The sequence below is a fragment of the Gorillibacterium massiliense genome, from assembly GCF_000455485.1.
GTDB lineage: Bacteria > Bacillota > Bacilli > Paenibacillales > NBRC-103111 > Gorillibacterium > Gorillibacterium massiliense.
The window spans coordinates 1-14,876 of record NZ_CBQR020000094.1; the positions used below are offsets into that span (position 1 = coordinate 1).

General features: G+C 50.8%; 13 protein-coding genes. 4 read left to right on the forward strand and 9 right to left on the reverse strand.

Annotated elements, in window-relative coordinates; genetic code table 11:
• A partial coding sequence (locus tag TJ79_RS10975; RefSeq protein ID WP_040950358.1) for a carbohydrate ABC transporter permease occupies positions 1–310 on the reverse strand: 310 nt, incomplete at its 3' end.
• A gap of 75 nt (positions 311–385) precedes the next feature.
• Positions 386–1,714, reverse strand: a complete 1,329-nt coding sequence (locus tag TJ79_RS10980; protein WP_040950359.1) for an ABC transporter substrate-binding protein — start codon at positions 1,712–1,714, stop codon at positions 386–388.
• A 148-nt stretch (positions 1,715–1,862) separates the two neighbouring features.
• On the opposite strand from TJ79_RS10980, the gene TJ79_RS10985 reads away from it, so the two are divergent.
• From TJ79_RS10985 to TJ79_RS10995, 3 genes are all read left to right on the forward strand, one after another.
• The gene (locus TJ79_RS10985; RefSeq protein WP_052339493.1) at positions 1,863–3,638 is read left to right on the forward strand and encodes a sensor histidine kinase; all 1,776 of its coding nucleotides are present in this window, start codon (positions 1,863–1,865) and stop codon (positions 3,636–3,638) included.
• A gap of 18 nt (positions 3,639–3,656) precedes the next feature.
• A complete protein-coding gene (locus TJ79_RS10990; protein WP_040950360.1) occupies positions 3,657–5,144 on the forward strand; it encodes a response regulator in 1,488 nt (495 codons plus the stop codon).
• An 87-nt stretch (positions 5,145–5,231) separates the two neighbouring features.
• On the forward strand, positions 5,232–5,894 hold the full coding sequence (locus TJ79_RS10995) for an SGNH/GDSL hydrolase family protein (RefSeq protein ID WP_040950361.1): 663 nt from the start codon (positions 5,232–5,234) through the stop codon (positions 5,892–5,894).
• Between the two features lie 252 nt (positions 5,895–6,146).
• Here the strand turns inward: TJ79_RS10995 and TJ79_RS11000 are convergent, their stop codons facing one another.
• The gene (locus tag TJ79_RS11000) at positions 6,147–7,136 is read right to left on the reverse strand and encodes an HRDC domain-containing protein (RefSeq protein WP_040950362.1); all 990 of its coding nucleotides are present in this window, start codon (positions 7,134–7,136) and stop codon (positions 6,147–6,149) included.
• Between the two features lie 432 nt (positions 7,137–7,568).
• Here TJ79_RS11000 and TJ79_RS11005 point away from each other — a divergent pair, with 432 nt between their 5' ends.
• Complete coding sequence (locus tag TJ79_RS11005) at positions 7,569–7,868, forward strand: DUF3055 domain-containing protein (protein ID WP_040950363.1); 300 nt, start codon at positions 7,569–7,571, stop codon at positions 7,866–7,868.
• 86 nt (positions 7,869–7,954) lie between these two features.
• Here TJ79_RS11005 and ilvD read toward each other — a convergent pair whose 3' ends face one another.
• From ilvD to TJ79_RS11035, 6 genes are all read right to left on the reverse strand, one after another.
• Positions 7,955–9,640, reverse strand: coding sequence for a dihydroxy-acid dehydratase (gene ilvD, locus TJ79_RS11010; RefSeq protein WP_040950364.1), 1,686 nt, complete (start codon positions 9,638–9,640; stop codon positions 7,955–7,957).
• 219 nt (positions 9,641–9,859) lie between these two features.
• Complete coding sequence (locus TJ79_RS11015) at positions 9,860–10,753, reverse strand: ROK family protein (protein ID WP_238322961.1); 894 nt, start codon at positions 10,751–10,753, stop codon at positions 9,860–9,862.
• A gap of 30 nt (positions 10,754–10,783) precedes the next feature.
• Positions 10,784–11,617 (reverse strand): MurR/RpiR family transcriptional regulator, encoded by an 834-nt coding sequence (locus tag TJ79_RS11020; RefSeq protein ID WP_040950366.1) that lies wholly within the window; start codon positions 11,615–11,617, stop codon positions 10,784–10,786.
• Positions 11,618–12,310, reverse strand: a complete 693-nt coding sequence (locus TJ79_RS11025) for an N-acetylmannosamine-6-phosphate 2-epimerase (RefSeq protein WP_040950406.1) — start codon at positions 12,308–12,310, stop codon at positions 11,618–11,620.
• Positions 12,300–13,319 (reverse strand): GNAT family N-acetyltransferase, encoded by a 1,020-nt coding sequence (locus TJ79_RS11030; protein ID WP_052339495.1) that lies wholly within the window; start codon positions 13,317–13,319, stop codon positions 12,300–12,302. The genes TJ79_RS11025 and TJ79_RS11030 overlap by 11 nt, the downstream gene beginning before the upstream one ends.
• A gap of 4 nt (positions 13,320–13,323) precedes the next feature.
• On the reverse strand, positions 13,324–14,868 hold the full coding sequence (locus TJ79_RS11035; protein ID WP_040950367.1) for a DUF4127 family protein: 1,545 nt from the start codon (positions 14,866–14,868) through the stop codon (positions 13,324–13,326).
• Positions 14,869–14,876: the final 8 nt, after the last annotated feature.

The following is a 14,876-nucleotide window of genomic DNA, read 5'->3' on the forward strand; positions in this document are numbered from 1 at the left end:
CCCTTAGTCCGTTGCGGGTCTTCAGCTTCATATTTAATACGACGGCAAGCAACAAACCGATCAAGTTCTTTCCGATAACCGTAACGATGGCGAAAATAAGCGTATTCCGCAGCGCGAGAATAAGGGTCTCATCGGAAAAGATGGTATGGAAATTCGCCCACCCGTTAAAATGGATAGCCGTCCGGTCCAGTCTCCAATCCGTAAAGGAATAGAAAAGACCGATGATCGTAGGCAGGACGAATAAGATGACGTAGATCAGTAAAGCCGGCAGCACCAGGTAGTACGGGTATAGTTTCTTTGTAATTTTCATGATCCACTCTCCATAACGGAAGGGGACAGAACGAAGCCTTTGGGCTTTTGTTCTGTCCTAATCCGCTTTTTCTGATTAGAATCCGGCGATGCCTTTATCTTTCATAAGTTGTGCAAACTTCTTGTCCCAAGCTTCAAGAGCTTTCTTCGGAGTTTTGGTGCCCGCGTAGATGTCTTGATAGTAACGGTATTGCTCACTGATATCGACGAGCATGTAAGCGTCCGATGTAATGACGGTCTTCTTCGGCGTGATGTACTGATCGACGAGCTCTTGCTTGTAAGCCGGAAGTTCAGGCGTGGTCACATCGTTCAAGTTGGATACGTATTTCTGATCCGTAACGATTTTCTGAGCGACATCCTTCGATGCGATGAAATCGAGGAATTTCTTCGCTTCTTCCATATGCTTGGCTTTCTTAGGAATGAACAATTGGCCGCCAAGAGGGCTGGCACCCATTTTTGCATCATTGGCGTAAGGGATCGGGAACAGTCCGAGATGCATGTTCGGATCTTTGTTGGCTACGTCTTGGATAAGCCAGTCGCCCATGAACATCATGGCCACTTCTTTATTCAGGAACTTGCCGACAGACATGTCGTAGCTATCGCTCAAAGCGTCGCTATTGGTCAAGCCCTTTTTGTAAAGCTGATATTGCTGGTCGATGATCTTTTCAAACTCAGGAGTGTCGGTCCACTTTTTCTTGTTCGCGTTGATGTCGTCCCACAGAGTCGGGTCGTTCTTGCTAGCGTAGTCAGCGAATGCTGCAGCGGTCCAAATATTCGTCGCCCACATATCCTTGAAAGGCATGAATATCGGGGTGATGCCGCTCGCTTTGATCTTCTCGGCTGCTGCGACGAATTCGTCATAGTTCTTCGGTATCGATATGCCCAAGTCGTTGAAAATGTCCTTGTTATAGACAACACCTTGCATACCGGTGTCTTGGCTGATGTGGAAGCTGTAGACGTGTCCGCTTGCAGAAAGTACGTCTTTGTTCAACAAGCGGCTAACCCATGGTTCGTTGTCAAGAATCTCAAAGTTCCGCTCCAGGTTCAAATCATGAGTTGCGGCGGCCAAGTTGTATTGAACGACATCCGGCGTATCCCCAACAGCCAGCTTCGTTTGCAGCACCGTGGTCACCTGCTCAGCCGGGAGCAGTTGAAGGTTAACGTGAATGTTCGTTTGATCTTCGAATTGTTTCAGGAGATCCGCGTTTACGAAGGCGGAATCTTGAGAAGCTTTGGAAATCGCCAGCTCGATGGTGACTTTATCACCCTTAGCCGTGTTGGTCGTAGCGCCTGGGCTTGTGGTTCCTGTGCCCTCATTTGATTTGCTTGCCCCGCATGCAGTCAAGGATGCGGCAAGAGCAAGGGTTAGCAAACTAGCAGACGTTTTGGTCCATTTATTGCTCATGTATGTTCCCCCATTTCTTCATATGTTGTATCTTGTGTTGAATGCGATTACAATATCCATTATAAAATTGGGCTGACACCGGGTACATGTTTGTGGTTTACTCTTGATGTGTAAAATTCTGAACCGACCAAATGAGAAGGATGATCCCATGGCTCCTCAGAAATGGAATTTAGGGACGATAACCAACCGGTCCAGCTTGCAAACGAAGCTGATCGTCACCTTTGTCCCCCTGCTGCTCGTCATCCTTATCTGTTTCCTTGTCTATGTCAATTGGTTCATTGTGAAGCCTTTGCGCGAGAAAACCGTGGATGAGACGATGCTGACGGCGACGAAAGTATCCAGGCAATTGGATGATTACATCGCTGTCCAGAATCAGCTCTCGCAAAGAATATTATCCAACCAGAACCTGTTTAGTTTAATGGAAAGCGGTACACTTCCCGCCTCTGAAGGGTTAGCTCGGGTCCGCGAGCTGAAAGACATGATGTTTCAAGCCCTCGGACCGAGCCTCGATATCCGTGATATGGCTATCTACAATCTGCGGGGAAATCCGGTTGCCTCGTATATCGGCATGCCCATGCCAGCTTCCCTACTGCCGGTTATAAACGACAAGGAATTTGCGGACAAGCTGAATGACAGGAAATTTGTACTGTATTCCGACGAACAAGGCACATTGGCTTTCATTCGCTCCATAAGTAACATCGACGGAGTGCTATACGGCTACTTATACATTCAAATGGACAACGCGTACCTGCAAAATGTGGCAAGCGGCATCGTCGGTTCAGCCATCTACGTCGTCGATCCCTACGGGAAGGAAATCGCGAAGTCGCGAGATGCGAAGGACAGCAAAGACAATATCGAACGGATGCAAGCCGTCACATCAAACAGCGGGATCTATTTGGACAACGCGCAAAATTACGTCGCATATCAAAAGTCAGAGAGCAGCGGATGGACGACTTTTATCGTCACCTCAAAAGCGTCTGTTCTGGGCTCCGTCAATTCCATCAAACACTTCGCCATCTTCATTATTTCCGCTCTGATGCTCCTATCGCTTGTATATGTGTATATTTCGTCGCGCAACTTCGTCCTGCCCATACGCAGGCTGCGCAGTCAGATCATACGGATGAACTACAGCAATTTAAGCCTGAAAACCGATGACAAGCTGATCTTCAACGATCTGTCGCTGCTTAACAATGCCTTCGAGGATATGCTGGAACGTCTGCAGGCCTCCATCGAGAGAGAAAAGTTGGCTGTCCACGAGGAAGTGATGGCACGGAACTCCGCCTTGCAAGCTCATATCGCGCCGCATTTTATCCATAATGCGCTTTATTTGATCAGCATCGCATCCCAGGAAGGAAAATCAGAGGTTGTCTCCGAAATGTGCCAGCAATTGTCCGAAAGCTTGCGATACATTGTCTCCTCACCATACAAACACGTCAATATGCTGGAGGAATTCGAGCACACAAAGCGATATCTTTCTCTCGTCAAACGGAATTATGAGGACGATCTCGTCTGGGAGATCGAAATGGATCCTTTCGCTGAAGCGATTCAACTGCCTCGCCTGGTCATCCAACCCTCCGTGGAAAATTGCATTGAACACGCCTTCAGCCAAACGGACCCGCCCTGGCGGATTCATATCAAGATCAAGCTGTATAACGGGCTTTGGGCCATTGAAATTACCGATAACGGCAGTGGAATCGAACAAGAGAAGATCAAGGAGATTTTGGACAAAATCGAGGAATCGGATCACGGGTTAGAGGAATTGCGAAAAGAGACCCTGGGAATCGGCAGCATGGGCATCGTCAACACGGTGAACCGGCTTAAACTGATGTACAAAAACCGGCTTTTCTTCAACATGTTCAACAATACCGATGGCGGCGGCATGACCGTTCAAATTATCGCGTCTCTGGAGAGGGACTTCTATTGACAGCAGGAGGTTAACCGAATGTATAGCGTCCTGATCGCTGAAGACAGCAAGCCGATCTTGCGAAACATCAAAGGACATCTCGAAGCGTCAGGTTTGCCGGTGCAGATTGCCGCGACTGCCGCCAACGGCGAAGAAGCATTGGCTGTAGTTGCGGATCAGCCCATCGATATTATTTTGACAGACATCCGTATGCCCAAAATGGACGGTTTGACCTTAATTGAACAGGCTAAACAAATCCGTCCGAATCTGAAGGCCATTCTGATCAGCGGCTTCAACGATTTCGAATACATTCGCAAGGCGCTGAGCCTGCAAGTCATCGATTACTTGCCGAAGCCGATTACGCGTGGGCAACTGATCGAGGTGATGGAGCGGGTAATTCGTCAGTTGCAAGAGGCGGAGAGCCAAGCGGTTTCACTGTTTAGAGGCATCGTGGACGAAGACTATTGGCGGGATGTGGAGCTTCAGCCGTCATTTTATGAAAACCCGAAGGTATGGATCGTGATCCACAAACAGCCGTTAACGGGGAGTACGACCGAGCTGACGCCATCTTTTGTCGCTGAATGCCTGAATAACCCGGAAGCATTATGGGTTCTGCCGTCTTCCGAGCCGAGACAACTGTTGCTCTTGGCCGATGAAACTTGGGTAAAAACCGACAGAGCTCCCGCCGCGCAACTCGAAGACTTACGCCGGCAACTGCTTGCGGCAGGTATGACGGTTTCCTTGGGAGGGAGCTTTGACCCGCTGCCTTGGAACCTCATCCCGGAAAAAATACGGGCATTCTCCCCCCGTCTCGATGACCATCTTCCCGTATTCAAACCGATTGTGATGGACTTCGGCCAGCCTTGGCTCTATCCGACCCCATCCTTTGAAGAGATCAACAAGCTCATTGGGGTCTATACAACCATCATAGAGCAGTATAATAAGGAACGGTTTTCTCTCATGCTTTCGGAACAATTGACCAAATGGCAAGGAAGCGGACTCTTGCTGATCGAATTGAAGCGGTTTGTCGGACAGCTTGCAGGAGCATTTGCAGCCATCGTCGACGGGGAGGAAAAGACGAAGCGGTTCGGTGATTTCACGCGTTTGTACGGGATGGAGGATTATGAATCCTTTTGCGCGGAATTGTTGAGGCAGGCCGAAGAGACGTTTCAGGACATTATCCTGAAGAATAAAAAAAGCGGTGACGAGCTGTTCGAACAGATGGAGCGCCACTTAAGCATGAATCTGTATGCCAACGTCAGCATTCAGGACCTGGCTGCCGAATTCCACATCAGCCCCTCTTATATCAGCCGCATCATGAAGCGATACTCCGGCCTGACCTTTGTGCAGTATTACACGAGTATGAAAATTAACGAGGCGCGCAGGCTGATGGAAACAAAACCGGAGATGCTGATCAAAGAAATATCGGATACCCTCTGCTTTAGCGATCAGCATTATTTTTCCAAAGTGTTCAAAGAAAGTGTCGGCTGCAGCCCGTTGGAGTACAAGAACAAGCTGCCAAAATAAACGGCAGCATATGGTTGCGTTCGACTGCACGTCATGATACGTTTGGAAATGCAAGGACTAAACCTTGGCTTGGAGGCGTTCAATCCTATGACTGAAACGAAAGGTTATACCGTACTGTTCCAGGGCGATTCCATCACAGACGGAGCCCGGGGCCGAAACGATGATTTGAACCATATTTTAGGCCACGGCTACCCGTACATCATTGCCGCCAAGCTGGGTGAAGAGCTTGCTGCAAGCAAGCCTATCTTCATCAATAAGGGAATTAGCGGCAACCGGGTGTCCGACCTGTACGCTCGCTGGAACGAAGACGCAATCGCGCTGCAGCCCGATCTGATTAGCATTTTAATCGGCGTCAACGATCTATGGCGGACGATGTCCGGAGAACCCAGCGGCGCCACGGACCGGTTTGAACGGGCATACCGGCATCTGCTTGAGGAGACAAAGGAAGTACTGCCGAATGCAAAGCTCGTTCTTATGGAGCCGTTCCTCTTGAAGACAGGGGCAACCTCCGAGAATTGGGAAGAGTGGAAGGCCGGGATTAACCGGTACCAGGAAACCGTGCGCAAGCTGGCCGATCAATACGGTGCGATTTTCGTACCGCTGCAAGAAGCCTTCAACCGTGCGGCAGAAGTCGCCGAACCCGCTTATTGGATATGGGACGGCGTTCATCCGACGGCGGTTGGCCATCAAGTCATCGCGAAAGAATGGCTGAAAGTCGTGGGAGAACCCCATATCGCGGGTCTCAATTGACGAATTTCATCTCATCTAAAAAACGAGGCATAGTGCGGCGATTTGCCGTACTATGCCTTTTCTCTTGCGGTACCCGTTCGTTTGCTTCATACACTATCAAACTCTTAACGACATTCGCTCCCATGCACTGTTGTCTGAGCTTAGCTTTCTGCATCGCCCTCTTTCCTGTATTCTCGTGATTCTTGGCGGATTTGCCTTTTAATTTACTCCCCCTTGCCTAAAATCAATCCCCGCGAACTCGCGATGTCACACTCAGCTCGCCATTCGGCGGTATTTCAACCGGTACAGCCGCAGCCACTCGTACACCCGGTTGACGTCCTTTTTGCCGAGTTCCTCTTCCGAGTACATCCGGCTCACCACCGGCTTCAGATAACGATCGCCCAGTTCCCGGAACAAGCGCTCCGCTGCCACTAGCTCGTCGAGGCTGATCTCTCCCAGTTCTGTCTCCACCCAGTTGCTGATGTCATACCCCTCTTTGTCCAATTGTTCGACAGCCAGGACGATATCCCGCCGGTTAATAGAGGTCTGGTCGGAAATAGCTGCAAGGGTTGCACCGTGATGCAGCGACTCCAGAAGCTGGCGCTTCATCTCCAAACGGCTATTTTCCTGCTGCTCTCGGCGGTTCTCTTGAAGAGCGAGCCATTCTTGGAATTTCTCTTCATCCAACTCCGCCTCGACCCAATCCAGCGGGAACTGCACCTGCTTCGGATAGCTCTGGGTGATCGCCAAAATCGCTTCGCCATAGGCGTTTAGCCTACTGTCGCCCATCCCCGGGATTTGCGCCAGTTCCTCCATTTGGTGAGGCGTAAAAGCAGCGATCATCTGCAAAAGGCGGTTAGTTGCGACGATGTAGGCCGCCTTGTTTTCTTTGCGGGCCACCTCCCGCCGCCAAAGCTTCAGAGCTTGATAAGCCTCTTCGTTTCCGTTAACATCGGCGTAATAACACAAAGTCTGCATCCTCCGGCTGCCTTGAAAACGCAGGCGCTCTCTTCCCTCAATACCTTCGATCAACGGCACATATCCCTCTCCCAGCTTCCTCTTCACTCCACTGCGGAACGCATCAAGCATATCGGTCCACGGCGTCCCCTCAAACCAAATTTCCTGAACGGGATGGGCTTCTCCATCCATCTCCGACCATAATACCGTCCAAGCCCCTTGATGCTCGCTTATGGAAACCTGGGCGGAACGGGCGCGATTCTCGTCTAGCTTTTTCTCAAACGTGTTGGCAAAAATAAGATTCATCCTGCACCTCCGCATATTGAATAACATCAGGATAAAACAAAAAGCACCCCGTTTGCCCGAAGGCAAACGAGGTGCTTCCTCGTTTTTCCTGAAATTGGCTTTATTTTAGCATGACTGTAAACCGTTTACAAGCCCCTTTTCCACTCTTTTTTACAAATCAAATAGAGGAATGCTATCATAAGATAAACAAATATCGAAGTAACTCAAAGAAGACAGACCGCTTTTAGAGGTTGTTTTTCTTGCGATATCAGGAAGCCGGTGCTTTGAAGATAGTCTTTCTGATATCTAAAGATAAACAAATATCGAAGCAACTCAAAGAAGACAGATCGCTTTTAGAGGTTGTTTTTCTTGCGATATCAGGAAGCCGGTGCTTTGAAGATGATCTTTCTGATATCTAAAACTAAACTCTACCCTTAAAAAACGAGGTGGCCCATGCTGCAGGATGAATTTGATTTCTTATACGACACGACCGAATCTACTTCCACCAGGTTCATTTCATTTATCACCGCCAGCATGCATCGCTTCGATCTGGCCATCACCAGCACCAGTCGCTTCTTCGGCAAGCAATTGGTCACGGATCTGCAAAACGGGAAAACCGTCATTCTCGGAGCCGACGACCTGGAAGAGGAAGGCTATTTAGAGTATGTGTTCGGTCTACCGGAAGCGGCTGCCGCCGAGCTTGCTTCTTTTCTGATGCCCATTATCGGAGTCGTTAATTTCACAGACCTTTAATGGTTCCTCACCCTATGCCTAAACGCAAAAAATAAGCCTGTCCAAGGAACGCGAACGTTCCCGGACAGGCTTCTTCCTTTTGTCGATTAAATTTTCAGTACGCCACCCATGCTGGCATTGGTGACCAGCTTCGAGTAGCGGGCGAGATAACCGGTGGTAATCTTCGGCTCGAAGCCCTTCCATTCCGCTTTACGCTTCGCCATTTCTTCGTCGCTGATCTCCAAATGGATGGTCCGATTGCCCAAATCCAACTCGATAGTGTCGCCATCGTGAACAAAAGCGATAGGACCGCCTTCCGCCGCTTCCGGAGAAATGTGTCCGATGCTGATGCCGCGGGATGCGCCAGAGAAACGCCCGTCGGTGATCAAGCCGACTTTAGTGCCGAGACCCATGCCGACGATTTGCGAGGTGGGAGCCAGCATTTCCGGCATGCCTGGGCCGCCCTTCGGTCCTTCGTAGCGGATGACCACGACGTGGCCTTCCTTCACTTTGCCATTGGCGATGCCGGACAAAGCATCTTCCTGGGAATCGAAACAGATGGCGGTGCCTTTGAAATAGTTGCCGACAGATTTATCTACGGCGCCTACCTTGATAATACTGCCTTCCGGTGCCAGGTTTCCGAAGAGAACGGACAAGCCGCCTTCCGGGCTATGCGGGTTATCCAACGGATGAATGACCGCTTCGTCCGTGATTTCGCAGCCGGCGACATTTTCCCGCAAGGTTTTGCCCGTTACGGTGATGCATTCGCCATACAGCGCGCCTTCCTTTTTGAACAGCTCGTTCAGAATGGCGCTGACGCCACCGGCATTGTGCAGGTCCTCGATGTGGTACTGGGAAGCCGGAGCCAGCTTAGACAGATGGGGAACGCGTTTCGCCACTTCGTTGATCCGTTCAATAGGGTAATGGATGCCTGCTTCTTGAGCCAGTGCCAAGGTGTGCAACACCGTATTGGTCGAGCCGCCCATTGCCATATCCAGAGCGAAGGCGTTGTCGATGGTTTTCTCGGTGACGATATCCCGAGGCTTGATGTCCAGCTTGATCAGTTCCATCAGTTGCGTAGCCGAACGACGGACAAATTCCCTCCGTTCCGGAGACACGGCGAGGATCGTGCCATTGCCCGGGAGGGCGAGGCCGAGTACTTCCGCCAAACAGTTCATGGAGTTGGCGGTAAACATGCCGGAGCAAGAACCGCAGGTAGGACAGCCGTATTGTTCAAGCTCCAAAAGACCGGCATCGTCCAGTTGTCCGGCTTGGTGCGCACCAACGCCTTCGAATACGGACGTCAGGGATAGCGCGTTGCCTTTGCTGTCACGGCCGGCTTTCATCGGGCCGCCGCTGACGAATACCGTCGGGATATTGACACGAAGTGCGCCCATCATCATACCTGGGGTAATTTTGTCGCAGTTGGGAATGCAGACCATGCCGTCAAACCAGTGGGCGTTGACCACTGTTTCTACGGAGTCGGCGATGATATCACGGCTGGGCAAGGAATACCGCATCCCGATATGCCCCATGGCTATTCCGTCATCGACGCCGATCGTATTGAACTCAAAAGGAACGCCGCCGGCTTCACGGATCGCTTCCTTGACGATTTTACCGAATTCCTGAAGGTGTACATGGCCGGGAACGATATCAATGTACGAGTTGCAGACGGCAATAAACGGTTTGCCGAAATCCTCTTCCTTTACTCCCGCCGCTCGCAGTAAGCTACGGTGCGGAGCGCGGTCAAAGCCCTTCTTGATCATGTCGCTTCTCATTTTCGCATTTTCCATTTCGCTTCCTAACTCCCCTTCCATCCTTGCGTACTAAAAATCATTTTTACAATCTTATCACTTTTCGTAGCGGTATGCACCATAAATGCACCAAAAACATCCGGTCAATTGGAGAATCGAAAAATACCAAAAGGAAGATGAGCGTCAGCAAAAGATTTAGCCAATCATGAAAATGACCCGCTCCTCAATAACCGGAACGGGTCCAAAACCATTTATTCATCAAACCCGCATCATGGAAAATGCGAGCTTTGCCGCGCCGATGGCACCGGCCTGATTTCCCAACAAGGCGGGCCGGACATCGACCTCCGGCGCTCTCATATCCTTGAACTGCTCCATCAAGCTATCCCACCATAATTCCTTGGCATGGATCAGCCCGCCGCCAAGGACGATGGATTGGGGATTGATCCCGATATGCAAATTGTGCAGCACCAGCGCCAAATGGAACACATAACGTTCCATTACTTCGACGATCCGCAGGTTTCCGCGCTGAAACTCAGCAAGCACCTCCTGGCCCGACGAATACGCATGCTCGGCAGCTTCCGAAGCTAGTCTCACCAGCGCAGTGCCGGATAAATACTGCTCGATGCAGCCCTGCCGACCGCAGTTGCAAGGGTGTCCGCCCGGAATGAGGACGACATGTCCCCATTCCCCACCGTTCCAATCCGCGCCTCGAACGAGTTCGCCGCCGATCATGTTGGCGCCGCCGACGCCCGTCCCGAGCGTAAGCATCACGATATCCGACAAGTCCTTGCCTGCACCCTGCCATTGCTCGCCCAGCAATGCTGTATTGGCGTCATTGTCGACAGCCGTCGGGAGACGAAATTCGGACTCCACCCAGTCCTTGATATTGAAGCCCTGCCAGCCGGGCAAATTTGCCGTAGCGTAAACGACCTGTCCGGTAATCGTATTGACTCGCCCCGCCGTGCCGATGCCGATCGCCTCCGCATCGGGATGCTGATCAAGCAGGACCCGGATCGTTTCTCTCACTTTCTCAACAATATGATCCTTGCCTTGCGAAGCATCCGTTGCAGTACGGGATTGTCCAAGAATAACGCCATTTTCGTCTACGGCAAGTCCCTTAATGGATGTGCCCCCGATGTCGATTCCTATCACTTTCAAGAAGCTCACACACCTTTCAGGCTGCTAATAAATCCGGTCGATTACCGCTCTGGCCGTCTTTTCTTTCATCGACTTCGCCCGGTTCGAATCTTTCAAGGACAAGCCTTCGCAGATGAGATCGATGACGAACAGCTGCGAAATTTTGGCCGTAATCGATCCACCCTCAAGCGGAGATTCCTTCCCGGCCGTCAGCAGCACAATATCGGCAATGCTCGTTATCGGTGATTTGGCGTAATTCGTAATTGCAATCACTTTGGCGCCGTTTTTCTTCGCCTTGGCAAGAATATCGTTCGTATCCATCGTACTTCCCGAAACAGAGAAGCCGATGGCCACATCGCCCTCTTCCAGCAGAACGGCCGACATCGCCTGAATATGGCTATCCGCCGTCGCTTCCGAACGGCGGCCGATCCGGAGGAAGCGGTTCTTCGCATCGAGCGCCGTTATTCCAGAAGAACCCACGCCAAAAAATTGAATATGGCGCGCCTGATCGATCAGATCGATCGCCTCGTGCAATTTTTGCTTGTCCAATAAGCTCATGCTGACTTGCAGAACATGAATAGCGCTGTTGCTAATGACCTGAATAAAGTCTTCCGCGCTTCCTTCGTCGTTCTTAGTGGCTTCCATCATCTTGTAGGTCTGATTCTGCGCCAGAGCCAGTTTGAATTCCTGGTAACCCTTAAATCCTATCTTGCGGCAGAACCGGATGACCGTCGTTTCCCCAACTTTGGAGTGCTCAGCCAGTTCCGTAACCGAATGAAATATGACCTCATCCGCGTGATCCAGCACGCGCTGGGCAACTTTTTGTTCCGATTTGGTTAGCGAAGGAAAATAGCTCCTGATTTGCGCATTTAAATCCAATTACCCCAACGCCTTTCTAACGTCGTCTACATACCTTTCCGTAATGAGCTGCGGTCTCGTAATCGCCGATCCGACAACTACTGCATACGCACCTAATTTTAACATTTTTGATGCTTCGGATGGCATAAAAACTTTTCCCTCGGCTATCACGGGAATACGTAAACGGGATGCTGCGTCCTTTACCAAGTCGAAGTCAGGACCCGATTGCTTCGGCGAGTAAGAGGTATAGCCGGACAAGGTCGTTGATACGCAATCGACGCCGATCGATTCGGCGTAGAGGGCTTCCTCCAGCGTCGAGATGTCCGCCATGACCTTTTGTCCATGTTGCTTCATATATTGAATGATATCCTCAAGCTTCTCCCCATGGGGGCGGTTTCTCCGCGTGCAATCCAGGGCGACCAGATCGACGCCCACCTCCATGAGCTCTTTCACCTCACGAAGGGTCGGCGTGATGAAAACGTCGCTGCCATCGTAGTCCCGTTTGATCAGCCCGATGATCGGCAGCGAGGTTTCCCGCTTAATGGCCGCGATATCCTGAACCGTATTTGCCCGGATTCCTACTGCCCCGCCCATTTCGGCCGCTTTCGCCATTTTCGCCATCATTTCGGAGCCAAACAGCGGTTCGTGCTCCAGTGCCTGACAGGATACGATTAACCCCTTCTCTACCTTTTCAAAAACCGAATCACTCACAATGTTCACCTTCCCTAGCTGCAGTCAGCATCTTGCTTGAAAGGACGTATTCTTTCCAAGGGATAAAATTGAAAAATCCATAAAAATCCAATAATACGGTCCAATCAATAATACAATATTTTACATTTCTTTGCTGCAACATTTCTAATGATTTATACAATAAAAAGAGTCCCAAACCGTGCTTCCGATATTCCCCGTCCAAGCCGATCGGCCCCAGCCCACCGAAATCGTCGCCAAGCTGCCCACGCCAGTAAATTGATGAACCGATGAAACGGGACGTTTTGTCGTGAATGCGGCTAAAGCCGATGACCCGGCTGCCGCCCTTCTCTTTCAGTATGGCAACATGCTCATGTTGGGCTACGTTCGTCAGAAACGCCGACATTTCTTCATACCAACGGTCGGGAAAATTTCGTTTGAAGAAAGCCATAACTTCCTCTTCATCTTCTTGTTGCATCTCCGTGACGACATAACGTTCATAATCCGTCCGCCATTTCGGCTTAATGGCTTCATGAAGATTCGTCCGGCTAAGGTCGCCGATCAAATCGTATGCAGCGCCGCCTTCTTCATAGCCATGTTTGCGGAAAAAGTCCCGCGCCGCTTGGCAAATCGAAGGGATACCGGGGAAGAAGTGCCTCAGTTCTCCGCCCAGTTGCAATGATTGAACCCCCGACGAGCGAAGATGGTTTTCTGCATCGTTAAGCAATCGAGTGCCAATACCTTGTCTGCGATAACGAAAATCCACGATCAGGAACCGAATCGTACCAACGGTAGGATCGGAGGGTACGAGGCCCATCGGCGCGGTCTGCTGCTGATAGGCGATCATGCCAATCAGTTCCTTCGTGTCACTGGCGTAGGCGCCAGTCAATTCCGTTGGCCTAGCCGTGCCGAGTCCGAATACGTTTTGCCGCAGAAGCTGCTCATCCAGCGGAAAAAGAGCTCCGATGTTCCGGTTCCACAGGTCCAGCATTATACCTGTATCTTGTTCATGAATACGTTCATAGCTCAGATTCATAAACTCACCCCCGCTCCGGCATCGTTCGAACCAGATGCGTTCGCAGCCCTACTTCGAACATCCGGCTCCACGGCATATAGCAATCGTCGATTACGACGCGATGTTCTTCATCATTGATATGCCTATCCACAAATTCCGTCAGTTGCTCCCGCACCAACCGAGCTGCCACGCCCCGCAGTCCGTCCACTTCGAAGTAATCCATTTGATAGTCCGGAAGCATATGATCGCATACTACGTGGCGTACTTTGGAGCAATATCCCGCATCCTCCGTATACCGGAGCGCCAGAAAATCCAGATGAGGCTCGGTTTCGCCGTAAATGTTGTAAATCATGCCTTGGGCAATGCAAGTGCCGAGCGAGTTCGAGCTCGTGTTCCAGCCCGCGTAGCCGGCCAGCTTGAACAGCAGCTTCTTCTCGCGAAGCAAACGAACCAGATTCAAATCCGCCCCATTCGCGAAGGCGATATCCGCCACGACGCAAGGCTTCTTCAGGTTATGCACGACATAATCCGCCATTTCGGTCAACTCGACGATATTCCGCAATACGTGATAGCCTGCATTGGCTGTCTCTTGCGCGACAGCCTCCATCATCTTGTCACCGGGGCTATTTACGAGCAGCACCAAATCGGCATCGGTCATGGAGGACGCAACGAGGCCGCCGGCCGCGATAATTTGATATTTTAAACTTTCATAGAAAATCCGATCTTCATATAAAGGAGTAACAAAAGGACCCTGCACGCTTGCAAAATGAGGGTATACGAGCGGCTTGCATCCTTTGAACGCGTTGATCATCCGGGCCAAAAGCGTACAACCGACCTCATCAGCCCCAGGGTACATATATACGTTCAATTCGACGCCTTGCACTTTCACGTACTCCCGCACCTTCTGCTGATCCACCGCGGTTAAGCCGAAGGGAGCAGAATCATCCTGCGGAACGATCATGAAATCGATAATCCGGTCTTTCGCATACCGGACGGCCAACTTGTTCACTTCGATATTGACCGCGCGTCTGGCTAAGTAATCTTCCAATACGTCTTTTGGCAAGGCCGTATCCAGCTGTGCCTTCGCCGACTGTTCTTCTTCTGTTGCGATTCCCAGTTCGATTCGATGGGCGATGTAGCCTTGGCGGAATATTTCCGCTCCCCATTCTCCGTAGTAATCCGGTTCTTCATCGCTGCTGGAGTAACGAGGACAGCGCATGATCAAACTGAAGGCAAATATTTTCAAATCCGGGTTCGCCTGTTTCAATTGAGCCAATTGCTCCAGTTTGGTTTCACAGGATGCTATCGTCAGTTGGTGCAACCGAGAAGGAATAATTCCGCCGTACAATAGCGTATCCAGAGATAGCACGGCTCCGTCGGCTTCCTTCGCATGCTCCTTAAGCCACTGCCAAAGCTGTTCTGTGTTTCCGGGTTGTTTCTTCTGCCCCATCATTTCGAGCGGGGGCGCAATGATTTCCATGTCAGTTCCCGACGCCAAATCTAAAGGAAATTGATAATTACAGGGACGTTCGTCCAAAGGAATATATAGAATCTTTTTGCGTGGTTTCATTTGGCTTC